The following is a 25,088-nucleotide window of genomic DNA, read 5'->3' as shown; positions in this document are numbered from 1 at the left end:
CCAAAACTAGTGTAACCTGCTAGGGGTCTATGTTTAGGTTGATGTGGCGACTTCTGCTTGTTGAGAAGTATGCAATAAATTACTGCATAATTTCGGATTTTTTCGCCTGATATGTCTAAATTCTATGAAATAAGAAAATTATGTTCGAGAAAGTACTCATAAGGACAAAACATTTCGCAATTTTTGTATCTCAAGAATCAGTATTTCAAGTAATAGTTAAAAATTCACATACCATGAGTAATAAAAAGCTAGATAAATTTCCAATTTTAAGTAAAAAATAGATGCTTAATTTCTTGAAGAAGTCGGGAATCTAAAGCCTGATGATCATCAAAATCAAATAAAACTGCTTGACAACACAGATGTTAAAAAATCTCCAAAAAGCCTTATATTACAAACATCGACTGATTTTTTACCAAAATATTGTAGTCGTCAACACATTTTTCAGGGTTTAATATTCACGAAAGTTTATGTGGAAATCAGCTTGGATTCTGGCGATCGCACCTTTAATCTTGACACTTGCTGCTTGTAGTGGAGAATCAAGCCAAACCACAAATACAGCCAGCGATCGCACTGATACAGTTAAAAGTCGTCGTCAGTTAATTTGCGGTGTGAGTGGCGAAATTCCCGGTTTTAGCTTTGTGGGTACTGACGGTAAATACAGTGGTATAGATGTAGATGTTTGCCGTGCTGTGGCAGCAGCAATGTTTGATGATCCCAATGCGATCGAATTTCGCAATCTCAACGCCAAAGAAAGATTCACCGCCGTCCAAACTGGGGAAGTAGATATTCTCAGTCGCAACACAACTTGGACACTCAGCCGTGATACCTCCGTAGGTTTGGAATTTGCGCCTGTCGTCTTTTATGATGGGCAAGCCATCATGGTTCGCAAAACTAGCAATATTAAATCCTTGGCAGACTTGAAAGACAAAGCAATTTGTGTGCAAACTGGTACAACTAGCGAACAAAATTTAGCCGACCAAATGCGGAAACGCAGTATAACTTACAAACCTGTTGTTTTTGAAGATGTAAATATTACTTTTGCCACCTACGCTGAAGGACGTTGTGACGGAGTGACAGCCGACCGTTCTGCCTTGGTTTCGCGCCGGACGAATCTACCCAAACCAGAAGATAACGTAATTTTAGATGAGGTGATTTCTTCTGAACCGCTTGCACCAGCAGTTGCCAAAGGAAACACCAACTGGAACAACATTGTGAAATGGGTAGTTTATGCCCTCGTCAAAGCCGAAGAGTTGGGTATTACTTCTCAAAATGTGGCGCAAATGGCTAACACTAATGATCCAGATATTAAACGCTTTTTAGGCACAGAAGGCAACTTAGGTGAAGGACTTGGCTTAACTAACGATTTTGCTGCTAGAGTCATCAAACACGTTGGTAATTACGCGGAAGTATATGATCGCAACCTCGGCCCTAAAACAAAATTCAATCTCGCCCGTGGTCAAAATCAACTCTGGTCAAAAGGTGGATTACTTTATTCCCCACCATTTAGATGAAGTGTGAAGTATGAAATTTCATACTTTAATAGTCTACTTTTGGCAAAGGACAAATGACTAATGACAAATGACAAACCGCCCATTTGGCGTGATCATCGTTTTTGGCAAATCACAGCACAATTTATTGCTGTATTTTTAGCAGCTATTTTAGTAACAATACTTTGGAGTAACCTGAACCGTAACTTACAACAATTAGGTATTCAATTCGGATTTGATTTTCTCAAGCAGCAAGCATCTTTTGACATTGGTGAAACGCCAATTACTTATAAAGCCACTGATACCTATACTCGTGCTTTATGGGTGGGATTGATTAACTCTTTGCGTGTGGCGATCGCAGGCATTTTTTTTTTCACGACAATTGTCGGTATAACTTCTGGGATAGCGAGGTTATCAGATAACTGGTTAGTCCGAAATATCAGCTTAATTTATGTAGAGATTTTTCGGAACACCCCTTTACTATTGCAATTACTATTTTGGTACTTTGCTGTTTTTTTGAGTTTTCCCAAAGTTGAAAACAAAGTTTCTTTGTGGGGTTTTATTAGCTTTAGTCAAAATGGAATTGATTTACCTTGGGTTCATTTTTCCCCAGAGTTTTCGGCTTTATTGTTGGGATTGATTTTTTACACAGGTGCGTTTATTGCAGAAATTGTCAGGGGTGGTATTCAATCAGTACCTAAAGGACAATGGGAAGCGGCGCGATCGCTAGGTTTAAAACCAGGATTAGTAATGCGCTTAGTAGTTTTTCCCCAAGCATTGCGGGTAATTATTCCGCCATTAACCAGTCAATATCTGAATTTGACGAAAAATTCTAGTTTAGCGATCGCTATTGGTTATCCCGATATTTATTTTGTCGCTTCCACCACCTTTAATCAAACCGGGAGAGCCGTAGAAGTAATGTTACTACTTATGCTCACTTACCTTACCTTCAGCTTAACCATCTCTATTATTATGAATTTGCTCAATCGTACCGTACAAATTACAGAGAGATAAAACAGATATATAGGAATTGGGTTTGATTTTTGAAATTATCTGAAAAGACTGGGAGTAGGGAAGAGAATTTTTGGAGTACACTGTATTTTTTCTACAAATCAAATATGAGTTCTATAAAAAGTAACAAATGATAAATTATCAATTAACTTGGCTACGGAAAAACTTATTTAACACTTGGTACAACAGCTTGTTAACTGTTGTCGGTTTAGTATTTATATTTTGGGGATTATATAACGTAATAAATTGGGCAACTACTCAAGCACAATGGGCAGTTATTCAAGTTAACTTGCGTTTATTTTTAGTCGGGAGGTTTCCGCAAACACTGTATTGGCGTGCTTGGATTGTTTTGGCTATAGCATCTGTTTTATTTTCTCTAACTAGCGGTATTGTATTTAACAAACAAAGTTTAAATAAGCTAGGATTAGCCATTTTTGCTTTTATTTATAGTCTATTATTAATTATTCTGCCCTTGGATTTGACCTCGCGTATATGGTTACTATTTATTGCAACATTAACATTAACAAGCTTTTGGCTTGGCAAAACATTTTATAAAACCATAACTCCTTGGCTATCTCCATTTTGGTTATTATCATTTCCTGTAATTATCTGGCTAATTGGTGGAGGATTGGGCTTACAAAACGTCCCGACAAATTTATGGAATGGTTTACTACTCACTGTTTTAATGGCAGTTGTGAGTATTATAATTTCGTTTCCTTTAGGGGTTTTATTAGCTTTAGGACGTACTAGTAATTTACCTATTTTACGTTGGTTTTCTATTCTATATATAGAGATTGTGCGAGGATTACCACTAATTGGCATTTTATTTCTCGCTCAAGTCATGTTACCTTTGTTTTTACCAACAGATTGGCGTTTAGATAGAGTAATTAGAGGAATTGCCGGATTAGTTTTATTTAGTGCGGCCTATATGGCAGAGAATGTCCGTGGCGGACTACAAGCCATTCCTCACGGGCAAATTGAAGCCGCTAAAGCATTAGGATTAAAAACACCATTGGTAATTTTATTAATTGTCCTTCCTCAAGCTTTACGGGCAGTTATTCCAGCAATTGTCGGACAATTTATTGGCTTATTTAAAGATACTTCACTATTATCTTTAGTAGCTTTAGTAGAATTAACAGGTATTTCTCGTTCCATTTTGGCACAACCACAATTTATCGGGCGCTATGCAGAAGTTTATTTATTTGTTGGGTTAATTTACTGGCTATTTTGTTATTCAATGTCGTTAGTCTCCCAACGGTTAGAGAGGCAGTTTAATTAATTATTGTGCGGTATCGCTTTCATCAGATAAGACAGCCAGAAATTCTGCCAAAGAACTAACAGTAATAGCCGCATCCATAAGATTTTCTAACTGTTCTACACTCGCACTTTCCAAAGTTGCGACTACTGAAGGTGGAACTTCACCAAAGCGTCGTTGCAACACCCGGATTAATTGCCGTCGCGCACCTTGCTCTAAGCCTTGTTCTAAGCCTCGCTCTAAACCTCGCTCTAAGCCTCGCTCTAAGCCTTGTTGAAGACCCAATTCTTTACCTTCAGTTAAAATTTCTTGATACCAAGGTGATTCTCTTAATACTGTCATATCCCACCTCATAATTTGCTGTACTAAAGGTGTCTCTAACACAAAACTAGCAAAAAATGCCAGCAATGATTCTAACTGGTTGAACTGGTCATCTGCTCGTAGTATTTGTAGTGCGCGTTGTACAACAGATGCTTCTCCGCCGCCTCGCAATATCGGCACGAATGGCAATAAAGATGGTATTGGTTGCTGAAACACAATCTCAGCGTCTACTTCCCACAAGTTAATCACACGATAATCTTGGATAGCGCGTAATCCAAAAAATTCTCGCTTCGCTCGTAACTACTGACAACTGTTACTGTCGTTGGCGGTGGCAAAATGTTGATTAATACTGGATAAGTAGGCAGTTGATAACGTTCCTCTGCCAAAGCCGCATAAGCCCTCATCCTTAAAGGCATTTTGGTTGTGTAGCGCAATTGCAATTCCGTGAGTACCAAAAAATCGCCACACACCTCACTGTATGCTTTTACAAGCACATCTGTTTCTCGGCTAATCCACTGAAACTCAGAACCTAAAATTTCTTTTGCTATAACTTCTGGGCGCTGAGTCACCCATTTTACCCAGGCATCGGGAGCGAGACTAATTAATCGCTTACCACCTGTATCTGCTGGTTTAGACACCGACTTTTTTGTAACAGTACTAATATTTAATAATACATCAATTGCCAATTTTCAGAGCCGTCAATTTGATACAATTTAGGCAATATTTTTATTTAATAGATGTTGTTAAAAATACAATTTAGGTTGAAAAATTAATGATGATAGGTAAAGAATCAATTATTATTGCTGAGAATGTTCATAAGTGGTATGGAAAATTTCATGTCCTCCAAGGTGTGAGTTTAACTGTTAATCGAGGAGAAGTAGTAGTATTAATGGGGCCTTCTGGTTCAGGGAAATCAACTTTTATTCGGACATTTAATGCTTTAGAAGAATATCAACAAGGAAAAATAATTATTGACGGTATTACCCTAAGTAACGACTTGCGGAATATTGAAGCAATTCGGCAAGAAGTGGGAATGGTTTTTCAACAATTTAATTTGTTTCCCCATCTCACCGTCTTGCAAAATATTACCTTAGCGCCAATTTGGGTACGTCGCTTATCAAAAGCAAAAGCTGAAGAATTGGCAATGCAACTGTTAGAAAGAGTAGGAATATTAGAACAGGCGCGGAAATACCCTGGAAAGTTATCTGGTGGACAACAACAACGGGTAGCGATCGCTCGTGCATTGGCTATGCAGCCTAAAATTATGCTATTCGACGAACCTACATCAGCTTTAGACCCAGAAATGGTACGCGAAGTATTAGATGTGATGCGTACTCTCGCCCGTGATGGAATGACGATGGTTGTAGTTACCCACGAAGTCGGATTCGCCCGTGAAGTTGCTGACAGAGTAATTCTGATGGATAGCGGTTCTCTTGTAGAGTCAGCAACACCTGATATATTTTTTACTAACCCGCAAGAAGACAGAACGCGCCAATTTTTATCTCAAATTCTCTAGATTGGAAAGCTTACAGCAGAATTCACAATCATTTTGTGAGAATCTCTGTATACCTTTTAGCCCTGATGCACTCAAAACCATCATGTCACGCATTGCCGTTGGAGAATTCTGTATCGACAATATTTTATAAAGCTGAGAGGATGTTAATAAATTTTTTTAAAGGAATTACAAATATGCACGACAAACAATATTTTCAATTTAAAAAATATGAATTTTTAAGTGTGTTATCTAATGAGGAAAGTAGACTCTACTATGACTCTTTAGCAAATGTTTATGATCAACTGTATAATGATGGAATTAGCTTGGCAGAAAACTCTATTATCAGAGATATGCTTTGTAAGTATTTGTATAAAGGCTGTAAAGTATTAGATTTAGGTTGCGGTTCTGGACTGGCATATGAATTAATATCAGATTTTCTAGATACCAACTTCAATTATACTGGTGTTGATATTTCATATAATATGCTTCAACAAGCCCAAATTAAATACTCTGGATTTAATAATGTAGATTTTTATCAGATTAATATGGAAGACTTATCTTATTTTAATACAAATACTTTTGATGCAGTTATTTCTCTGTATGGTTCATTTTCTCACTCTTTAAAATATAAACAATCTATCAATGAAATAAAAAGAGTTCTAAAACCTAATGGGATCATCTTCATAATGGTTTATTCAAGATTTTCTCTGAGAAATATCTTCCGATGTATGACCAAATTCACGATAAGTAGCTTATCTGAAATTCAATTATATCAAATCAGAAAAACAAGAGGAGATATTTTTTTCTTATGCCCGTTTTTATACAGACAAAAGTATTAAGATAATATTTCACGGATTTAGGAATTTGGAAATTAAAGGTTTAAACGCTTGTCTAGAAATACCTTTACTAAATCAAGCCTATTTACCAGAAGAAAAATCTAGAAGTGCCAAGAAGTTTTTGTTGAATGAATCCAATATTATTTCTAGATTTAAAAATTTAACTCATAGTTTAGTCATTACAGGAGATAATATCAAATGATAACATTGCTTTACCAAAGAATAATTGCTTATCTTGAAAAGAATAAAATTCAATTTCAATTATTTGAACATGAGCCTGTTTACACTTCTGAAACTGCAAGCAAAGTTTTAAATCATGCTGAGGAAGAAGGAACAAAATCTCTGGCTCTACAAGCAGGAAATAATTTAATTGTGGTAACAATTTCTGGAAATGAACGTATAGATTTTAAAAAAATTAAAAAAATTGTTTTGTATCAAGAAAACTAAGATGTGTGATCCGGAGACTCTATCTCAAATTTTGGGTACAGAGGTAGGAGGACTTGCTCCTTTTGGATACGAGCTTAATGTACAGCTTGTAGTGTCTTCAACTCTGTTCAAACAAAAGTATATTTACTTAAATCCTGGACGTAATGATGCTACAATTTGTATAAGTGGTGAAGATTTTAAATCAGTAATGCTAGGCAATAAAGCCCGCATTCTGTAAAGATAAGACAAATACATTAAATATATTTTTATAAAAAATTTCTGGTACTTTGTGGAAAGGCTTAATTCATATCTAGCTATGCTGCCTAAATGTAGCAACCTACATGCCAATCTCTCAAACCTGCAATCAAGACCTGAGCAAACCAGAATTAAATACAACGATAGAAGAATTTAAAGTTAATTTATGGAATTTCAAAATGAGTTTGTTTGATAACCTCTGTCAACACTTACAAATCAGCCCTAGTAAAGTATTGATATTGATCTTATTTGCAAATAATGCTGGTAGAAACGAATGATTGCAGGTCGGTTGCATTAATCCTGGCTTTTTACAAGTAATTCTGGTTTAAATTAAATTCTAGTTGCCAATAATCCTGGTTGAAAACAATGAGAATTGTAGCTTGGATAATTTATAATTGCAGGTCGCTACACCTCTGCATTTAACTAAGTATCCTAAAGAGGACATCGTAAGTTTGTTTGTTTTTCCATTGAATCTTGTAGGATCAACCAAATTTTTTTATTACTAGACGAGGATGCAGAGTGATAGAACTTGACTTCAGAATTATTGAGTATACTAATAGCCTCATCACGATTCTTTTGCTTCTTTGAAATTAAAGCTGGAGATGCGTACAGATTACGATCATAATCCCTAGCAATAATGATGCCGATTGCATCATCATCAAGGAGATTGGGAAACATACCAGAATATACTTCGCTAGAATCCTGAGCACAAATACATGTGAAATGAAGTTGCCCTGCTCGGATTTGACCACGCAACTTGTAGTTGAGCGCCCTCCGGTGATCAACTTGTACGTCCTCGAATCCATTTACAACCAAATTTGAGTTGATCACCATTTGCAACTTTGACGATACAAGAATCGGAAATTTGGATAATTTACTGTCTATTGTAAAGTGATAGAGATACCAATTTCCGCTGACAAACCTGTACATCTGCTTGGAGTCCAAAGCAGGAGCATCTGGAAGATATTTCTCTTTTGTAAGCTTAGACTTCACAAAATAACCTATAGGGCCAGTGATTGCTGCTGCAATCAATGTAGCAATGACATTTTCCCACATTGTTTATTATTCGCTTTTTCTACCCAAGATTAGATTGCACTATATCATGACTGGTAATTTTGTAACAAATAATTACAAAATTTTGATAATTTACTAAGTATGTATTAAATACATCTGAATTTTTTAGTGTCTGATAAGACTAAGCTTGGATATAGATTTAAATTAATGACGTATGAAAATTTATGAGCTATTTGCTGATGATAATGGGTGCAAATAAGAATAAAAGTAAAAAAAAAGTTTGATTAGAAAACTGAAATGTTTGTTTGACAAGGGTGTTGAGAGCTATTTTTTTACATATTATACCATTTTACAAAAAAATGATAAAGATAATTCAGGTAGAAATACGATCGCCCTCCCCAAAATCTTCTTAACTACGCATCTGCACCGGCATAGCTAAATAAGTCATCTTTAACCCTCCCAGTGGTGTAAAAATGACTGGTGTGAGGTTTTGATTAATGTGCATTTGAATTTCGGAAGATGGCAAAGCTTTGAGTCCTTCCATTAAATATTTCACATTAAACGCAATCTCGATATCTTCGCCAGAGATTTCCGCAGGTATGGACTCTCGACCACTGCCCATTTCTTGCGCTTCACAAGATAAAGTTAATTCTTGGGCAGCATGATCAATGGTGAGTTTAACTATATTATTCTTTTGATCTGCTAGTACAGCAATTCTTTCTAAAGTACTTAAAAATTGTTTGCGGTCAACTGTAACTTGTCGCTCAAATTGGCGGGGAATGAGTTGGCGATATGCGGGATATTGCCCTTCTAAAGTGCGGCTAGTTAAGCGTTGATTTTGCCATTCAAAGACAACTTGACCTTGGTCTAAGTATAAGGCGATCGCATCCTCAGCCGCAGCATTATGCCCCAACATTCTTTCTAGTTCTCGTAAGGCTTTGCTGGGTACTGTCACTTCTAATTGCCCACCACCAGCCAAAGGACTCTCGTTTGTGGTTTCTACCACCGCTAGGCGATGTCCATCAGTCGCACCAAATTCTAGAGTGTCTTGTTTCACACTCAAATGTACACCTGTGAGAACTTGCTTGGTTTCATCAGCACTAGTAGCAAATAACGAACCCCGCAGTCCTTCAATTAAGGCGGCGGCTGTTAAATTAATTGGTTCTGCATCTTCAATAATTGGGAGTTCGGGAAAATCTTCCGCACTCATAGCGCGTAATTGATAATAGCCGCTTTTGGGTGTGAGGGTGACAATTAAACCTTCACCTGTGGATGCTTCAGAGGCCTCGTCATCTAAGGTGATTTCCCCTTCTGGCAACCGCGAGGTAATATCTACCAAGAGTTTAGCAGGTATGGCGATCGCACCTCCTTGCCAAACTTCTGCACTAAAGCTAGTACGGATACCCAAACTCAAATCAAAAGCCGTTAAACTAACTTGGTTCGTTTCCGCATCTGCTTGTAAAAGTATATTCGCCAACACAGGATGATTCGGTCGTGATGGTACAGCACGACTAACAAGGGAAAGATTAGTGCTGAGGTCGCTTTGGGAGCAAAGTAATTTCATAGGGGAGGAATTAGAGGCTAGGAGTTAGAGGTTATAAATTAAAGGTAGGTACGAGTATTTTTTACTTTAGTCAATATTCACGTTTTCTCGCTATTCCCTCACCGGGAATAAGACCATAAAAATTTCTCTAGTCTCTAACCTCTCAAATAAACAGTGTCAATACCTGTGGAAAACTTGTGGAAAACTTTTAGGGTTTTTCCACAAGGTAATTATACTGGATAGAGTTTTCCACAGAATTGTTGGGTTTTTTCCACAGAAAAGAATTATTTTTCCACAGAGAGATTTAATTTTAATCGTTTTTTATACTTAACTTAATATTTGGAATTTGTTACTTAACCATTTCGATCAGTAATTAGTTCGCAGGCTGTGGAAAACTCCAGATTAATTCCTTGATGATTTTTGCGAACGACTACTCATATTAATCTGATCGCTCAGTTGACGAAGTGTGTTTTCTAAGTTGCGATCGCTTTCTTTGAGTTGAGTGATTTTCTCACAACTATATAACACGGTTGTATGATCTTTGCCACCAAACTCTTCCCCAATTCTCGGTAAACTCAAATCAGTGTGTTGACGCATTAAATACATCCCGATTTGCCTAGCCCAGCTAATTTCCCGCCGTCGTGAGTTACCTTTGAGGTCTTCAATTGACACATCAAAATTCGCCGCCACCGCGTTTAAAATAGCTTCTGGAGTCGCAGCTACTTTCTCGCTTGGCGTTTCTAAAACTGGGGTAATATTTTCTACTGTCATCGGCAAACCCCAAATCGAAATATAAGCCAAAGCCCGAATCAATGCTCCTTCCAATTCCCGAATATTTGATTTGTAGTTAGTTGCTATATACTCAATCACATCTCTGGGCAAACGGATATTTTCATACTCCGCCTTTTTTTGCAAAATCGCCATTCGTGTTTCTAAATCAGGCGGTTGAATATCAGCTATTAACCCCATAGAAAACCGTGAAGATAACCTCTCTTGGAGTTGGGGAATTTGGTTTGGTGGACGGTCAGATGCAATGACGACTTGCTTACCTGCTTCATGTAATGTATTAAAAGTATGAAAAAATTCTTCTTGGGTATATTCTTTACCTTCAATAAACTGAATATCATCCACTAACAGCACATCAGCCGCCCGATAGTGTTCTCGGAAACTCTGCATACTATCTTTGCGGATAGCCGTAATCAAGTCATTGGTAAACTGCTCACAAGAAACGTAAAATATTTTAGAATTTGGGCAAATCTCCCAGCGATAATGCCCGATCGCTTGCATCAGGTGAGTTTTGCCTAAACCAACACCACCACACAAAAACAACGGATTAAACTCTCTACCTGGAGATTCAGCAACGGCTAGGGATGCTGCGTGTGCCATGCGGTTATTTGCGCCCACGACAAACCGCGAAAACACATATTTGGAATTTAAATCGGCGTTAGTTTGAGTTTTTTGTGTCAGGCTTTCAGACATGAAATTAGCACTAGCAAATTCCTGGATAGTTTCTCGTGGTTCTATAGGCGAAACTTCATCCCCTTGGGCGACGGTAATGTAAATGTCTACCGGATAACCCAAAATACTCTGCACAACATTGGCAATAGTATTGATGTAATACTTTTGTAACCAATTGCGAGCAAAGGGATTTGGCGTAATAATCACTAAACAATTATTCTCTAACCGTTCCGCTTGGGCAGTTTTAATCCAAGTTTCAAAGGTTGGACGGGATAATTCTAGCTGTAGGCGCTCTAGCACCTGAGACCACAGACTGTCAAGAGAAATTTCCATCACATATCACCTTTGCTGCTAATCGCCAGAATAGAAGATATGAGCAAGCACCAATTTAGCATCTAGATACTCTAGACCTAAGCTAAACTTTGAGTTCTAATCATTTTGGGACTACCCAGTAGGCAATATCCTATCACCCACTGACCAATACGGAGAAGCAAAGACACATGAACACAACAGTGCATAATATTGATAGCTGGGATTGGCTATTGAGCAAAATGGCTAACAATGTCAAGTTAATGCTGCTCAGTGGGGTAGCAGTGGTGTCCTTGGGGGGCTGTGGCCTTCTACCAGGTAAAACCTTTGAAAATTCTGTCAATCAACCTGGAACTGTTGATAACAAAACATCTAATTCTGAATCAGCGATCGCACTTTCACCCATTTCATCTGGTGATCCTAATTTTGTTGTCGGCGTGGTGAAAAATGTTGGCGGTGCAGTTGTGCGAATTGACTCCGCTAGAACAATTACATCGCGTGTTCCCGACGAATTTAATGATCCCTTCTTTCGGCGGTATTTTCGGGATGTCCAACCCAGACAGCGAGTTGAACGGGGTAGTGGTTCGGGATTTATCATTAGCTCCTCTGGGCAAATTTTAACTAATTCTCATGTAGTTGACGGTGCAGATAAAGTAACAGTAATACTCAAAGATGGCAGGACTTTTGATGGTCAAGTATTGGGAGAAGACCCTGTTACCGATGTTGCTGTGATTAAAATAGATGCTAATAACTTGCCAACCGTATCGTTAGGTAATTCAGAAGTTTTACAACCAGGGGAAGCGGTAATTGCCATTGGTAATCCTTTGGGGTTAAACAATACTGTGACATCAGGGATTATTAGTGCAACAGAACGGTCTAGCAGTGATATTGGTGCTAGTGATAAGCGAGTTGACTATCTGCAAACAGACGCAGCGATTAATCCAGGGAATTCTGGCGGCCCGTTGCTGAATGCACGCGGTCAAGTAATTGGGATGAACACAGCAATTTTGCGTGGCGCTCAAGGTTTGGGATTTGCCATTCCGATCAACACAGTGCAGAAAATAGCTCAAGAATTAATTACGAAAGGTCGAGTTGATCATCCTTATTTGGGTGTGCAGATGGTGGCACTCACACCAGAAATTAAAGAAAGGATAAACGAGCGATTTGGCGATCGCATTACTCTGACGACAGATAAAGGTGTGTTGTTAGTGCGGATTGTGCCTCGTTCTCCGGCGGCGTTGGCGGGACTCAGACCCGGAGATGTGATTCAGCAAATCAACAACCAATCTGTCACTAAACCAGAGGAAGTACAAAGAATTCTAGAGAAAAGTCAAATCGGTAATCCTTTATCGGTACAAATAGAGCGCAACGGACAAATTACACAACTCACCGTTCGTCCCGCAGCTTTACCTGTGCAACGCGAAAACTAATTGAAGTGTGAGGTGTGAAGTTCATGACTTAATATTTTGGGTTAAAAAACTTACATACTATTTATTAGTAAATTTTATGTTTGCAAAAATTGACAATTTTCAATTGTCAATTTTTATTTAATTAGGCACTCTTTTTATTAATTATCTGCTAATCCCAAATGGAGTTTTTGATATGGCTGACTTATTACCAATTGTGCAGTTAGGCGACCCAGTAATTCGGCAAACAGCGGCTTGGGTTGATAACATTCATGATGAGAAAATTCAAAAATTAATTGATGATTTAATTGTTACGGTTTCGCAAGCAAATGGTGTGGGAATTGCTGCACCGCAAGTTGCCGAAAAACAGCGTTTATTTATTGTCGCCTCTCGTCCCAATCCCAGGTATACCAATGCTCCCACAATGGAACCCACAGCCATGATCAACCCTAAGATAGTGTCACATTCAACAGAAATTGTTAAGGGTTGGGAAGGTTGTTTATGTATCCCCGGTATTAGAGGATTAGTACCAAGATATCAAGCTATCGCAGTTGAATATTATGACCGCTACGGACAATTACAAAAACAAGAATTAACTGACTTTGTAGCGCGGATTTTTCAGCATGAGTACGATCATTTAGATGGAATTGTATTTATAGATCGTGTTGAAAGTACTCACGATATCATCACTGAGCAAGAATACCAAAAACGGGTAATTAACATTACTTAATCTAAAATAAATCTTGAGGATGAGTTCACATACGGAATTTATGAGTTATATTTAACCTATTGTTAACCTTTGAGCCTTGGTGCAACTATCGAGTAAATGACAAAAACTCTCAGTAGTCGCGGATTAAGTCCGAAAGAAGCTTTGTCTCCTGACTTAATCTCTACTCAGCGTCACAGTGATCAATTACAAGTGAATAGACATACTAGTTTGGCAAGTGCAAAGTTAGAGACGCATTTACCAACTAGTTGCCTAGAAATCGTCCATGCAACCCACGGTCGCATTCGTATCCGCGCTACTGACGGCAGTTTAAACACAAGCTTAGAATTAGTATCCCAACATTTACAACAGTACAAAGGAGTCGCTGAAGTTACGACAAACGAGCAATTAGGGAGTTTAGTCGTTAACTTTGACGAAAATGATTTGACATTACCTCAGATGTTGGGAATACTAGAAAAACTGAATATTTACCCTTCCCCAAATTCGCCTCAATCGATGAACAGCAAAGATCCCTTTGCAGTGTGGAAATCTCCAGACTTTTGGATGGAGCAAACTATTTCCTTTATTCCTCTGATGACTGGTTTAGCAGTTACAGGGGGTCTAGGGATTAGTGGATTTGCATCGATCCCAGTCTATATGATTACCGCAGATGCCACACGTCGGGTAATCGACTATCTAGAACCGCAAATTGCTAAGTCAGATAGCAAAAGCCAATTTGTAAAACCAAATAACACAACCAAACAACCGAAATTGACACAAGCAGCAACTAAACCTATTGCTGAACAAGTTAGGCAAGACATAAAACTGTCAGCCAAGATTGCCTACACTGTGGTTCATCACATTCCGGGCAGAATTAGGTTTCATGTTAGCCGCATTACCCAGGATCAAGCTTATGCTAGAAGACTGGAAAGGTTATTGAAAACCGATGCTTATGTAACTAACGTGCGGATGAATTGTGATGCAGCCTCAATTGCGATCGCATATCATCCAGGTGAAGTTGCTCTCAGCCATTGGGTAAAACTAATGGAATTGGCTTTGCAGACTCATCCTGTCGCACCTAGTGTTCAAATCGCAGAACCACAACAGCCTGAAGAACAAAATACTCAGATTGTTGTATCGGCAGATACAACAAAAACATCAGCAGAAAGTAACAATCTAAACATATCGAGTATTTGGGCTGAGATGAAGCCCGCAGCTATGTCTTTTTCTTTAGCCTATATGGCGAACTTTCCGTTGTAGATCGTTCCGTGAAGGAACACAGGAGGATGAAAATGGAGGGTTCTGTATCCTCATCGGCCTCGCAGCCTCCTGGGCATAGCCCCTGGAAAATAGCAGCCAAACCAAACCATATCGCCCATCAGCCATCTGCCAAAGTAGCTTATTGTATTACTGCGGCACTCCCCGGCAAAGTCGCATTTTGTGTACCAAAAATTAATGATGATCCCCAATATTTGCAACGCCTGCAAGCGTTAATCAAAGAGCAAGAATGGGTGATTAATCAGCAAGTTAATCGAGAAGCGGGATCAGTCGTCATTACCTATAAAACCGGGATGATGTCTGATTTTGAAATGCGCTCAAATTTAGCAAGTTTATTGCAGACTGCTGATACTGTTCGATTAGAGGAACAGGGGTGCAGGTGTACAGAGGTGCAAGGGTGTAGGGGTGCAGAGGAAGAACAAACTACTCAGCACTCAGCACCCAGCGAGAAATTGCGTGCGGAGATAACCCCCGTTGAGCAAACTTCGGTGACTCAGCACTCAGCACTCAGCACTCAGCACTCAAAACTCAGCACTCAAGTAGCCTATAGCATCGTTCACGCCATACCTGGACGAATTAGGTTTCATATACCGCAAATATCCCGCGATCGCCAATATGTGCAACGCTTAGAGAACTTGCTCAAAGCAGATCCAGTGGTGACAAGTGAGCGCATCAATAAAAATGCAGCCTCAGTGGTGATTACTTATCAAACTGGAAAACTGCGAGACTCTCAAGAGCGATCGCACAGTGTGGAAGAAGCAGCCAAAACATATTTAATTTGTTTGATTCAATCTGCCAACGAAGCAACGGCAGGTATCGCCGCCAATCCAACCAGCAGAATTTAACAACATCTCGGCAAATTTTTTGTAGTAACTCACCAGTCTTCAGTGATTGGAGAGAAAAATTCGCTCTCAAATATAACTACCAACTTGGTTGGAATGGTCGATTAATTTAGACTTAAATCTAAAATCCAAAATTTGGTATGAGAGCCAACTATCTTATAAATCCAGTTTTTCATCATTTTAGCGAGATCAGGAATGACACCATTGACAGCACAACTAGTATCGCCCGCAGTTCAAAAATCTTCGGAAACTGAAGTTAAAGAAGAGGTGCCTTTGGGTGCGAAAGCTTACGAAACCGTCAGTCCGATGGTTTTAGCCCAGCCGATTCACAAGAGTAATGGCAAGGCAACTCTTGCTAACTTTAATAGACGCACTCATCAGCCAGTCTCCAAAGTTGTTTATAGCGTTGTCCATACAGTTCCTGGAAGAATGCGGTTGCGTATCCCGCAATTGCGTGATAACACCGCATACATACAACGTCTACAAACATTGTTGGAAGTTGATCCCCTCATTACCAGCGTCAGAATTAAACCTGCGGCGGCCTCGTTAGTTGTTACTTACGAAGCTAGTCAAGTCAGCGATGCCAAAATGCGATCGCGTCTGAGTTGTCTGATTATGACAGCTAATGATGCTAACGTTGTGCTGTTGGATCAGAAAAAGCCTATTGATGCAAAGCCAAAAGAGAATGCTGAAGAAGGCGCTTGGCCAGGCTTGCAACTTTCGGTAGTAGCCACTGGTTTAGCAGTATTGGGTGGGCCGTTGGGGCTATCTGTACCTCCAGTGATGGTAGCTGGAACCATTGCTTTAGCAACATTGCCAGTGTTCCAAAGAGCCATCGTTGGAATTGTGATGCAGCGAAAACTGACAATTGATGTACTGGACTTCTTGGCAATTGTGATTACCACAGTCCAAGGTCAATTTCTGACACCTGCTTTGATGCTGAGTTTAATTGAAATTGGCGAAAATATCCGCGATCGCACTGCCCGTTCTTCTAAAATGCAGACATTAGACTTGCTCAACTCTTTAGGGCAATTTGTCTGGGTAGAACGTGGTGGTGAAAAGGTACAAATCTCCATCAAAGAAGTCAAGAGTGGTGACACGGTAATTGTCTATCCTGGTGAACAAGTCCCTGTAGATGGAAGTATTCTGCGGGGTAAAGCCTTACTAGATGAGCAGAAACTCACTGGCGAATCAGTCCCAGTCTTAAAGACACAAGGACAACCTGTATTTGCGTCCACATTGGTGCGGGAAGGTAGTATCTATATCTTGGCAGAACGGGTAGGTAACGATACCCGCGCCGGACAAAGCATCAAACTCATGGAAGAAGCCCCCGTCCATGACACGCGGATGGAAAACTGCGCCATCAAGATTGCGGAAAAAGCAGTGCTACCCACCTTATTATTAGGTGCAGGAGTATTTGCCATTACCCGCAACGCCGCCAGAGCCGCCAGCGTCCTCACCCTAGATTTTGCCACGGGGATCAGAGTCTCTGTGCCGACAACAGTCTTGGCAGCTTTGACTTATGCCGCCCGTCACGGTATTCTCATCCGTAGTGGTCGTGCCTTAGAACAACTGGCAGAAGTTGATACCATCGTCTTTGATAAGACTGGTACTTTAACTAAGGGTGAAGTCGCCGTTATTGGTGTTGATAGTTTCAATCCTGAAGTTGATAGCGATAGAGTTTTAGCTATAGCCGCCGCCGCCGAACAACGCTTAACACATCCAGTTGCGGAGGCAGTAATTCGCTATGCTGAAGCCCAAAAAGTTGTGATTCCTAGCCGCAGCAAATGGAATTACAAACTTGGTTTAGGTGTGGAAGCAGAGATTTATGGCGAGGCTGTTTATGTTGGTAGCGAACGCTTCTTGCGTCAACAAGGCGTAAACATGGAAGCTCTCAATGATAACAACCGAGTAAATTCTGTAATTTACGTCGCCAGTCATGGGCAACTTCTCGGTAGAATAAGATATAGTGATATTCTGCGTCCAGAAACACGAGAAGTAATTAACCACCTGTTGAGCGTCGAAGGTGTAGAGGTTCACATGCTCACCGGCGACAACCAACGCACAGCCAAAGCTGTAGCGGCAGAACTCGGAATTGCCCCAGCCAATACCCACGCAGAAGCATTCCCCGAACAAAAAGCCGCCGTTGTCCGTGAACTGCACGAACAAGGCAAAACAGTTGCCTTTGTGGGAGATGGAATTAACGACTCCCCAGCTTTAGCATTCGCCGATGTTTCTGTATCCTTTGCTCACGGTTCCGAAATTGCCCGTGAAACAGCAGACGTAGTGCTGATGGAAAACGACTTACATGGAATTTTAGAAGCGATCGCTCTGGCACGCAACGCCAAAAAGTTAATTCGCCAAAATACAAGTATTGTTGCTATTCCTAATATTGCAGCAATGGCGATCGCTGTGCTATTTGGGCTAAACCCGCTAGGTGCAACGGTAGTTAACAATGGTTCAACAATCGTTGCAGGCGTTAACGGCTTGCGTCCAATTCTTAAAAATTCCCCAAAGAAAGCTCTACCATCAGCAAGATGAGACCAGACCTTGGGTAGATTAAGCTAGATAGCTTTCTAACAATTTTTCAATTTAACTGGAGATACTAACTATGCCGAAAATCACTGATTTTGTTGAAGATGCTGGCGCTCCTGGAATTATAGCTGGTATCGGTGCAGTTCTACTTGCACCAGTCCTCATTCCTGTTGTTGCCGGCATTGGTAAACCCATTGCTAAAAGAATCATCAAAGGCGGAATTGTCGCTTACGAAAAAAGCAAAGGTGCATTTGCAGAACTAGGCGAAACTTGGGAAGACATCGTAGCTGAAGCCAAAGCCGAACTCGCGGAAGACAGAGAAACACCATTATTTGAAGCTGCGGCTACCCCAGTGGACAGTGCAGCTGATAATGGTGCATAAGCTAGGCTGTGTTTTGGAAAGGATGAAGAATCAAGTTGCCGACTCAATACTTCAAACTCTCCTATTCATTAGATATGGCAGTTTTCAATCGTTCGTAAATTAAAATATCCCCGACTTCTTAAAGAAGTCGGGGATCTGAGGCAATGAAATTTCACCAATCAAACAGGAAAGCATTCAAAGTATTAATCAGGAGGGTGGATGTGTTTACAAATAATCATGGTAATCTCACTATGATGCCTAAAGTTGTGGAGGCAGCCACCTTGAACACGCCATCCCAGCCTATCTCTACAAAAATCATCAGCGATACCCCAGGCAGACTACGCTTAAGAATTGCCTCGTCTCATCGGCACATTGGGGAAATACAACGCATTGTCAAGATGTTGAATGCTCAACCCAACATCAGTCAGGTAAATACTAATATCCAAAATGGCAGTATTGTAATTCATCACGATCGCAATGATGAAAGCTGGCAAAATGTAGTATCTGCACTCAAAGATATTGGCATAATTTTCGCCGATGTAACTACTGGTAGCGAAAGCCACTCCGAAGTAGCAGCTACAGTTGCTAATGCGGTTTTTGACTTAAACGAAAAAGTCGAAAAATCCACAAATGGCGTAGTTGATTTACGCTTTATCTTTCCTTTAGCACTAGGATGTTTATCGGTGAGACAGTTGCTAGTTAAAGGTTTACAACTAGAAATTATCCCTTGGTATGTTTTGGCATGGTACGCCTTTGATAGTTTCATCAAACTGCATGGAGTTAAAAAACCAGAACTCATTAATGCGTCTGACAAACAGTAAAAATAAATAGAGTGACTGCCTACACAAACTATCTTAAAACCCGCGCAGGCTGGTTTAGTTTGTACAGCCCCAGACTTCAGTCTGAGGGCTATTTGCTAAACGTGGATATGGATATTATCTATTCCTGCGTGCTGCTTGCAGAGCATTAATAGCTAAACTCACGCTGGCTTTTTCGTTATTATAAAAATGGTTTTGTGGGTTTTGTAAAATTTGCTGAACTGTTTGCAATTCATCTATGGCATTCAAGTCAGATGCCGTGAAAAAATTCGCCCTGGATTTTTCTTGAAGATTTGTAACTATTCTCACAACGGCTCTAGCGGCTTTGCTACGCACTGTCCAATCTGGATCTTGCAGACCTTGGATTAAATAAGGCAAAGTTGCACTAGTATCTGTACTGATACTACCAATAGTCTCCAAAGCTAATGCTCGTACAGATGGTTCGCCGTGTTTTAAGGCTTTCCCAAGATTTGGAAGAATGGGAGTAACTTCGGTACTGATGGTATTTAAGTTTTCCGCAGTCACAAGGCGAGTTTGAGGATCATTCGTATTGCTGAGATTGGAAATTAAGCGAGATACGATAAAAGCAGATTTAGTGTTTAACTTCACTAAAGATGTCGCTGCACTAAAACGCACCGAAAAGTCAGAATCTTGCAGTGCATCAACCAGATAACTGGAAAACTTAGCAGCTTCAATCACCGTATTTGCGCCATTAGAATCACCAGTATCTTCAGCAACAATATTACCAATGGCTCTAGCTGCACTACTACGGACAAACCAATTTGGGTCTTGTAGAGTTTTGACTAAGGTTGGTAGAGCATCTTTAACTAATAAACCACCTTTTTGAGACAACACTAAAGCTGCTCCACTGCGTACTCGCCAATCAGGGTTAGCTAACGCCAGCTTGAGTTTATCCAATGTTTCACTGCTAAACTCTCTATCGTTGACGTTGCCTAAAGTCGTAACATTATTCAGTTGTTCTAATAAATCTTCGTTGCTCAAACCTTGGATTAACTGATCGACTCTCTCACTACTGGGAGTCTGTGCCAAAGTTTGATAAATTGTACTACTGATAATTAAAGGTGATACAAAAGTCAACACACTTACGGCTATGCGATGTGCAAACAACCAGTTAGGAACTCTAGCCCAGAAGTTGAAATTAATGTGTTTTGCCATAAAATGTACTTCTGTATACACTAATGCCATTTTGTCTCCTCAGTGTCTTATATTACCATTCAAAATCTTGATGGACAAATACATTTAGGACTTACTTACAAAGTTTAGCTGTGGTGAATGGGTGTAATGGTTTAAGGGTTCAGGGGTTTATGGGTGTGAGGGTGTACAGAAGCCATACACTCTTCTCTAGTTGTAATGGAGGGAAATTCACCTGTAACCTGTCACCTATCATCTGCTCTAACCTTTTTGTCTAAGCCATAGAATAGTGATGACAACTGCTTTGAGTCATATCTACCAGTGAAAGCCCCTACTAGCAATTTTGAACCAACTCAGTCGCGTAAGGCAGATCATATCCGTATCTGTTTGGAAGAAGACGTTCAGTGCCGTGAAATCACCAATGGATTGGAAAATTATCGTTTTAGCCATTGTTGTTTACCAGAAATTGATCGCAACGATATTGATATCAGCACAAATTTTTTTAGGCAAGTACCTAGTAGCACCATTACTTATTTCTTCGATGACTGGGGGAACTGAGGAAGCGGGAATCATTAACCGACGTTTAGCGGAAGTCTGTCAACACTATAAGTTGGCGATGGGTGTCGGTTCTCAACGGGTAGCTGTAGAAAAACCCCAGGTGGTTGATACTTTTGCAATGCGGAAATATGCACCGGATGTTTTGTTGTTTGCCAATGTGGGTGCTGTGCAACTGAACTACAAGTATGGTTTAGATGAATGTCTGCGAATCATCGATATGCTAGAAGCGGATGCGTTGATTCTGCATATTAATCCTCTGCAAGAGTGCATTCAGCCTAGAGGGGATGTGAATTTTCGCGGCTTATTTGACAAAATCGCTAACTTATGTAGTAAGTTAAATGTACCGGTAATTGCGAAAGAAGTCGGTAATGGTATTTCCGGTGCAATGGCAGAAAAACTGATGGCGGCTGGGGTGAGGGCAATTGATGTTGCTGGTGCAGGTGGTACTTCTTGGGCAAAAGTAGAGGGTGAACGTGCAGAAAATGACTTGCAACGCAGGTTAGGTAGAACATTTGCAGATTGGGGCATACCAACAGCAGAATGTATTACAAGTGTACGTGCGATCGCACCGGATATTCCCTTAATTGCCTCTGGTGGCTTACGTCACGGCTTAGATGTTGCCAAAGCGATCGCATTAGGTGCAGATATCGCAGGTTTAGCGATGCCTTTTTTGCAAGCGGCGGTAATTTCAGAAGCAGCAATTTCAGAGTTAGTGGAAGTTTTAATGGCCGAAATTGTCACAGTACTATTTTGTACTGGGAATACTAACTTACAACAGTTAAAACATTCGGGCAGTTTACAACGCATACAATAAAGTCAGGAGTTAAGACTCAGAGGTAGGATTTAATACGCAGCCCAATTCCTAAAAGAGTTTAGCTGTTGTAGTAAATCACTCACTATCAGTCAAATAATTCCTGAACGCTAAAAGTCTCCAGAGTTTTCTGGAGAGACAATCTAAAATCTAAATAAAATTGATAGACTAATGGCTAATTTTGTTAAACAAACTGCTGCTAGTGTAATTGGTAGCTTACTAGGGTTATTTATTTTCTTTGGGATTGGGACTACAGGACTATTTTTACTACTGTTTGCGATCGCAGCTACTCAAGATGTGAGTCCAGTAGTCAAAAATAAGTCTATGTTAGTGTTTGACTTATCTTTGAATATTACTGATCGAGAACCAACTGCGGGTGAAGAATTACAAAGAACATTATCAGGGAATCCAGAAGACAGAATCACCATCCGCAAAGTTCTAGATGCAATTAACCAAGCAAAACAAGATCCAAAAATTGTTGGTATATATTTAGATGGCAGCAAGGGTTCAGGTGGAAATTTAGGCTTTGCTTCCCTAAAAGAAATTCGCAAAGCCTTAGAAGAATTCCGCGCCGCCGGGAAAAAAGTAGTCGCCTACGGTCAAGATTGGGGTAAAAAAGAATATTATCTGAGTTCTGTAGCTGATACCGTAGTTATAAATCCCTTGGGTGCAATCGAAATCAATGGTTTGGGTAGCCAACCAATGTTCTTATCTGGAGCATTGCAAAAGTTTGGTATTGGTGTACAAGTTGTGCGAGTTGGCAAATTTAAAGGCGCTGTTGAACCATTCATTTTAAACAAACTCAGCCCAGAAAACCGCGAACAAACCCAGAAACTACTGGACGATGTGTGGAGTGAGTGGCGGACTACAGTAGGTACAAGCCGTAAAGTTAACCCACAAAAATTGCAAGCGATCGCCGATAATCAAGCCATAGTCGAAGCACCAGCAGCCAAAACCAAATGGTTTGGTAGACAAAGTTGCATACCATGATCAAGTAGTGGCTGACTTGAAAAAACTCACCGATAGCGATCAAAATGAGAAAAATTTCCGCCAAGTTGACCTTCTAGAATACTCCCAAGTTATTAATAAATCTCTCAAAGCAGAACAAGCATCAAAACATCAAATTGCTGTAGTCTATGCCGAAGGCGAAATTGTTGATGGTAGCGGTGATAATGAACAAGTAGGTGGCGATCGCTTTGCGAAAATCTTCAACAAAATCCGCCAAGATAAAAATATTAAAGCCGTCGTTTTAAGAATTAATAGTCCTGGTGGTAGCGCCACAGCCGCCGAAATCATGCAACGAGAAATCCGCTTAACCCATGAAGTTAAACCTGTAGTAGTATCTATGGGTGATGTAGCTGCTTCTGGTGGTTATTGGATTGCGAGTGACTCTAGCCGAATTTTTGCTGAACCAAATACCATCACTGGCTCCATTGGTGTATTTGGCATCCTATTCAACGGACAAAAGCTAGCAAATGATAATGGTATCACTTGGGATGTAGTTAAAACAGCCCGCTATGCTGATGCTCAAACTGTCGCTCGTCCCAAATCACCCCAAGAAATAGCCCTGTATCAGCGCAGCGTCAACCGAATTTACAGTCTATTCCTCGATAAAGTTGCCAAAGGACGCAAATTACCAGAACAAAAAGTCGCCGAAATTGCCCAAGGACGAGTTTGGTCTGGTGTTGCTGCAAAACAAATTGGTTTAGTAGACGAAATTGGTGGACTGAATGCGGCGGTGAAATACGCAGCCGAAAAAGCCAACTTAGGTAACAATTGGCAGTTAAAAGAATATCCCAAAGAAAATAGCTTAAACGAAATTTTATTTGGTAAAGCCGTGGAAGAAGCCAGTACAGCTTTAAAAATACCGGGACAACAAGTCAAAGCCACCAACCCTCTAACAGCAGAATTCCAAAAACTGCAACAAGAATTAGAGGTATTTCAAAGCATGAATGATCCTAATGGGGTTTATGCTCGTTTACCGTTTAATTTAAAAATTGAGTAAGTAATTACTATACGGATAAACCAAGTATCTTTGATGTTAAACTGCCATTGGTTGAAGATTCCAATGTCAATTAACCTACAAAGTTTTTGATGTCTAGCCACAATTCTTTCGGGTGAAATATCTGCGTCATTCTCGGCGAAGCTATACAAAAAGCCTCAGCATTAGCCAGGGATGACTCATCCTTTCGCAGTGCGGCTTGACAGCTACGCATCTACCCCCAACTATCTTTATGAAAAATCTAGCTCTACTGTCTACTACAGCCTTGACTGTTTCGGGATTGGTTTTTGGAACCATGCAAGCTGTCTCTGCTGCCACTTTAAATTGGGAATGGAGTTATTTTGGTTCTGGTATAACAGCACGCGGTAATTTAATGACTAATGACATTCCTGACGATTCTGGTTTTTACGAGATTTTGGAAATCAGTGGCACACGTAATAATGAAACAATTACTGGTTTACAACCTACGGGGACTCCAATCCCGGGCAACGAACCTTTTAATGTGGACAATTTAATTAGTTTGAATAGCCAGCAGTTAACAGGTGACGGTTTTGGTTATTCTACATCATCAGGAAACTATGCTAGTCCGTTTTTTGCTAGTTTTCTGCCCACACCAGGTTATTTAGAGGTTTTTTCAGTACCGCCATTTTTGTTTGGGTCTGGAAATTTGGGGACAGAAGATAGTGAATTACCAGTGGTTTTTTCAGCCAGAATTATCTCTATTCCTGAACATACATCCATTTTGAGCTTACTTGCTGTCGGCACTCTCGGCTTAGTGTCAGCACTTAAACGCCAGCAATCACTACAATTGACTAAAAAGAAACACGCAAAAGCTTCGTAACATCGAAATAGAGACGTGGCATAGCAACTTCTCTCAGAAGATTTATCCTGATAAAAGCTAGTTCTTGCGCCTATGAGGTTCACAGCAAAATGCCCTGGTTTGTCAAAATAGAGTCAGGAAAAATCGATAAAATCATCTTTGACCAATATGTGCCTGCCCACAAAGCCTTTGTACAGGATTTAATTGCCAAAGGACATAAAGCTAAAACAGGCTATTGGGCAAAAATGGGAGGCGGGATGTTGCTGTTTGAAGCGGCTTCTCTGGATGAAGCTCAAGCTATTATTTCCCAAGACCCCTTGGTAAAAAACGGTTGTGTTGACTATCAACTTCACGAATGGAAAATTGTGGTTGAGTAGGACATACTAACG

General features: G+C 40.1%; 21 protein-coding genes and 3 pseudogenes. 19 read left to right on the top strand and 5 right to left on the bottom strand.

Annotated elements, in window-relative coordinates; translation table 11 throughout:
• The first annotated feature begins 467 nt into the window (after window positions 1-467).
• The 3 genes from ACX27_RS00535 to ACX27_RS00525 all read left to right on the top strand — a co-directional run bounded on the left by ACX27_RS00535 (window position 468) and on the right by ACX27_RS00525 (window position 3,777).
• The gene (locus ACX27_RS00535; RefSeq protein WP_062287073.1) at window positions 468-1,511 is read left to right on the top strand and encodes an amino acid ABC transporter substrate-binding protein; all 1,044 of its coding nucleotides are present in this window, start codon (window positions 468-470) and stop codon (window positions 1,509-1,511) included.
• 60 nt (window positions 1,512-1,571) lie between these two features.
• A complete protein-coding gene (locus ACX27_RS00530; RefSeq protein WP_062287071.1) occupies window positions 1,572-2,501 on the top strand; it encodes an amino acid ABC transporter permease in 930 nt (309 codons plus the stop codon).
• Window positions 2,502-2,628: 127 nt separating this feature from the next.
• The gene (locus tag ACX27_RS00525; RefSeq protein WP_062287069.1) at window positions 2,629-3,777 is read left to right on the top strand and encodes an amino acid ABC transporter permease; all 1,149 of its coding nucleotides are present in this window, start codon (window positions 2,629-2,631) and stop codon (window positions 3,775-3,777) included.
• Here the strand turns inward: ACX27_RS00525 and ACX27_RS00520 are convergent.
• A pseudogene (locus ACX27_RS00520) lies at window positions 3,778-4,712 on the bottom strand (Rpn family recombination-promoting nuclease/putative transposase).
• Between the two features lie 137 nt (window positions 4,713-4,849).
• Between ACX27_RS00520 and ACX27_RS00515 the strand changes: the two are divergent.
• From ACX27_RS00515 to ACX27_RS35540, 5 genes are all read left to right on the top strand, one after another.
• Window positions 4,850-5,590: an amino acid ABC transporter ATP-binding protein gene (locus tag ACX27_RS00515; RefSeq protein WP_062287067.1), complete on the top strand. Its 741-nt coding sequence runs from the start codon at window positions 4,850-4,852 to the stop codon at window positions 5,588-5,590.
• Window positions 5,591-5,763: 173 nt separating this feature from the next.
• Window positions 5,764-6,408, top strand: a complete 645-nt coding sequence (locus ACX27_RS00510; protein WP_158507327.1) for a class I SAM-dependent methyltransferase — start codon at window positions 5,764-5,766, stop codon at window positions 6,406-6,408.
• Window positions 6,409-6,433: 25 nt separating this feature from the next.
• On the top strand, window positions 6,434-6,607 hold the full coding sequence (locus tag ACX27_RS32155) for a hypothetical protein (RefSeq protein ID WP_158507326.1): 174 nt from the start codon (window positions 6,434-6,436) through the stop codon (window positions 6,605-6,607).
• A complete protein-coding gene (locus ACX27_RS00505) occupies window positions 6,604-6,852 on the top strand; it encodes a YbaK/EbsC family protein (RefSeq protein ID WP_062287063.1) in 249 nt (82 codons plus the stop codon). The genes ACX27_RS32155 and ACX27_RS00505 overlap by 4 nt, the downstream gene beginning before the upstream one ends.
• A 1-nt stretch (window position 6,853) precedes the next feature.
• Window positions 6,854-7,069 carry a YbaK/EbsC family protein gene (locus ACX27_RS35540; protein WP_062287061.1) on the top strand — a complete coding sequence of 72 codons (216 nt, stop codon included), beginning with the start codon at window positions 6,854-6,856 and terminating at the stop codon, window positions 7,067-7,069.
• Between the two features lie 449 nt (window positions 7,070-7,518).
• On the opposite strand, the gene ACX27_RS00490 is transcribed toward ACX27_RS35540, so the two are convergent.
• The 3 genes from ACX27_RS00490 to dnaA form a co-directional block, all read right to left on the bottom strand.
• Window positions 7,519-8,142, bottom strand: coding sequence for a hypothetical protein (locus tag ACX27_RS00490; protein ID WP_062287057.1), 624 nt, complete (start codon window positions 8,140-8,142; stop codon window positions 7,519-7,521).
• Window positions 8,143-8,509: 367 nt separating this feature from the next.
• Window positions 8,510-9,664: a DNA polymerase III subunit beta gene (dnaN, locus tag ACX27_RS00485; protein ID WP_062287055.1), complete on the bottom strand. Its 1,155-nt coding sequence runs from the start codon at window positions 9,662-9,664 to the stop codon at window positions 8,510-8,512.
• A 381-nt stretch (window positions 9,665-10,045) separates the two neighbouring features.
• Window positions 10,046-11,434 (bottom strand): chromosomal replication initiator protein DnaA, encoded by a 1,389-nt coding sequence (dnaA, locus tag ACX27_RS00480; protein ID WP_062287053.1) that lies wholly within the window; start codon window positions 11,432-11,434, stop codon window positions 10,046-10,048.
• Window positions 11,435-11,601: 167 nt separating this feature from the next.
• On the opposite strand from dnaA, the gene ACX27_RS00475 reads away from it, so the two are divergent.
• From ACX27_RS00475 to ACX27_RS00445, 7 genes are all read left to right on the top strand, one after another.
• On the top strand, window positions 11,602-12,840 hold the full coding sequence (locus ACX27_RS00475) for an HhoA/HhoB/HtrA family serine endopeptidase (RefSeq protein ID WP_062287051.1): 1,239 nt from the start codon (window positions 11,602-11,604) through the stop codon (window positions 12,838-12,840).
• 172 nt (window positions 12,841-13,012) lie between these two features.
• Window positions 13,013-13,546 carry a peptide deformylase gene (gene def / locus ACX27_RS00470; RefSeq protein WP_062287050.1) on the top strand — a complete coding sequence of 178 codons (534 nt, stop codon included), beginning with the start codon at window positions 13,013-13,015 and terminating at the stop codon, window positions 13,544-13,546.
• Window positions 13,547-13,642: 96 nt separating this feature from the next.
• Complete coding sequence (locus ACX27_RS00465) at window positions 13,643-14,782, top strand: HMA2 domain-containing protein (protein WP_062287048.1); 1,140 nt, start codon at window positions 13,643-13,645, stop codon at window positions 14,780-14,782.
• A gap of 32 nt (window positions 14,783-14,814) precedes the next feature.
• Window positions 14,815-15,645 carry an HMA2 domain-containing protein gene (locus ACX27_RS00460; RefSeq protein WP_062287046.1) on the top strand — a complete coding sequence of 277 codons (831 nt, stop codon included), beginning with the start codon at window positions 14,815-14,817 and terminating at the stop codon, window positions 15,643-15,645.
• Between the two features lie 192 nt (window positions 15,646-15,837).
• The gene (locus ACX27_RS00455) at window positions 15,838-18,183 is read left to right on the top strand and encodes a heavy metal translocating P-type ATPase (RefSeq protein WP_144427376.1); all 2,346 of its coding nucleotides are present in this window, start codon (window positions 15,838-15,840) and stop codon (window positions 18,181-18,183) included.
• Between the two features lie 70 nt (window positions 18,184-18,253).
• The gene (locus tag ACX27_RS00450) at window positions 18,254-18,559 is read left to right on the top strand and encodes a DUF5132 domain-containing protein (RefSeq protein WP_062287044.1); all 306 of its coding nucleotides are present in this window, start codon (window positions 18,254-18,256) and stop codon (window positions 18,557-18,559) included.
• Window positions 18,560-18,759: 200 nt separating this feature from the next.
• A complete protein-coding gene (locus ACX27_RS00445; RefSeq protein WP_083468882.1) occupies window positions 18,760-19,359 on the top strand; it encodes an HMA2 domain-containing protein in 600 nt (199 codons plus the stop codon).
• Between the two features lie 114 nt (window positions 19,360-19,473).
• Here ACX27_RS00445 and ACX27_RS00440 read toward each other — a convergent pair whose 3' ends face one another.
• Window positions 19,474-20,562: a HEAT repeat domain-containing protein gene (locus ACX27_RS00440; protein ID WP_062287040.1), complete on the bottom strand. Its 1,089-nt coding sequence runs from the start codon at window positions 20,560-20,562 to the stop codon at window positions 19,474-19,476.
• A gap of 267 nt (window positions 20,563-20,829) precedes the next feature.
• On the opposite strand from ACX27_RS00440, the pseudogene fni reads away from it, so the two are divergent.
• The 4 genes and pseudogenes from fni to ACX27_RS00420 all read left to right on the top strand — a co-directional run bounded on the left by fni (window position 20,830) and on the right by ACX27_RS00420 (window position 25,076).
• Window positions 20,830-21,880: pseudogene (fni, locus tag ACX27_RS00435) on the top strand (type 2 isopentenyl-diphosphate Delta-isomerase).
• Between the two features lie 168 nt (window positions 21,881-22,048).
• Window positions 22,049-23,882, top strand: a pseudogene (gene sppA / locus ACX27_RS00430) (signal peptide peptidase SppA).
• A gap of 229 nt (window positions 23,883-24,111) precedes the next feature.
• Complete coding sequence (locus tag ACX27_RS00425) at window positions 24,112-24,720, top strand: hypothetical protein (RefSeq protein ID WP_062287038.1); 609 nt, start codon at window positions 24,112-24,114, stop codon at window positions 24,718-24,720.
• An 89-nt stretch (window positions 24,721-24,809) separates the two neighbouring features.
• Window positions 24,810-25,076 carry a YciI family protein gene (locus tag ACX27_RS00420; RefSeq protein WP_062287036.1) on the top strand — a complete coding sequence of 89 codons (267 nt, stop codon included), beginning with the start codon at window positions 24,810-24,812 and terminating at the stop codon, window positions 25,074-25,076.
• The last annotated feature ends 12 nt before the right edge of the window (window positions 25,077-25,088 follow it).

Origin of the sequence: Nostoc piscinale CENA21 (assembly GCF_001298445.1) — a bacterium.
GTDB classification, from domain to species: domain Bacteria; phylum Cyanobacteriota; class Cyanobacteriia; order Cyanobacteriales; family Nostocaceae; genus Nostoc_B; species Nostoc_B piscinale_A.
Note: the sequence above shows the minus strand (reverse complement) of the source record. Positions and strands in the feature narration are given on the sequence as shown.

Coding starts and splice junctions, on each gene's coding strand:
- ACX27_RS00535 (WP_062287073.1), top strand. CDS start 468: ATGTGGAAATCAGCTTGGATTCTGGCGATCGCACCTTTAATCTTGACA.
- ACX27_RS00530 (WP_062287071.1), top strand. CDS start 1,572: ATGACAAATGACAAACCGCCCATTTGGCGTGATCATCGTTTTTGGCAA.
- ACX27_RS00525 (WP_062287069.1), top strand. CDS start 2,629: ATGATAAATTATCAATTAACTTGGCTACGGAAAAACTTATTTAACACT.
- ACX27_RS00515 (WP_062287067.1), top strand. CDS start 4,850: ATGATAGGTAAAGAATCAATTATTATTGCTGAGAATGTTCATAAGTGG.
- ACX27_RS00510 (WP_158507327.1), top strand. CDS start 5,764: ATGCACGACAAACAATATTTTCAATTTAAAAAATATGAATTTTTAAGT.
- ACX27_RS00505 (WP_062287063.1), top strand. CDS start 6,604: ATGATAACATTGCTTTACCAAAGAATAATTGCTTATCTTGAAAAGAAT.
- ACX27_RS35540 (WP_062287061.1), top strand. CDS start 6,854: ATGTGTGATCCGGAGACTCTATCTCAAATTTTGGGTACAGAGGTAGGA.
- ACX27_RS00490 (WP_062287057.1), bottom strand. CDS start 8,142: ATGTGGGAAAATGTCATTGCTACATTGATTGCAGCAGCAATCACTGGC.
- dnaN (WP_062287055.1), bottom strand. CDS start 9,664: ATGAAATTACTTTGCTCCCAAAGCGACCTCAGCACTAATCTTTCCCTT.
- dnaA (WP_062287053.1), bottom strand. CDS start 11,434: ATGGAAATTTCTCTTGACAGTCTGTGGTCTCAGGTGCTAGAGCGCCTA.
- ACX27_RS00475 (WP_062287051.1), top strand. CDS start 11,602: ATGAACACAACAGTGCATAATATTGATAGCTGGGATTGGCTATTGAGC.
- def (WP_062287050.1), top strand. CDS start 13,013: ATGGCTGACTTATTACCAATTGTGCAGTTAGGCGACCCAGTAATTCGG.
- ACX27_RS00465 (WP_062287048.1), top strand. CDS start 13,643: ATGACAAAAACTCTCAGTAGTCGCGGATTAAGTCCGAAAGAAGCTTTG.
- ACX27_RS00460 (WP_062287046.1), top strand. CDS start 14,815: ATGGAGGGTTCTGTATCCTCATCGGCCTCGCAGCCTCCTGGGCATAGC.
- ACX27_RS00455 (WP_144427376.1), top strand. CDS start 15,838: ATGACACCATTGACAGCACAACTAGTATCGCCCGCAGTTCAAAAATCT.
- ACX27_RS00450 (WP_062287044.1), top strand. CDS start 18,254: ATGCCGAAAATCACTGATTTTGTTGAAGATGCTGGCGCTCCTGGAATT.
- ACX27_RS00440 (WP_062287040.1), bottom strand. CDS start 20,562: ATGGCATTAGTGTATACAGAAGTACATTTTATGGCAAAACACATTAAT.
- ACX27_RS00425 (WP_062287038.1), top strand. CDS start 24,112: ATGAAAAATCTAGCTCTACTGTCTACTACAGCCTTGACTGTTTCGGGA.
- ACX27_RS00420 (WP_062287036.1), top strand. CDS start 24,810: ATGCCCTGGTTTGTCAAAATAGAGTCAGGAAAAATCGATAAAATCATC.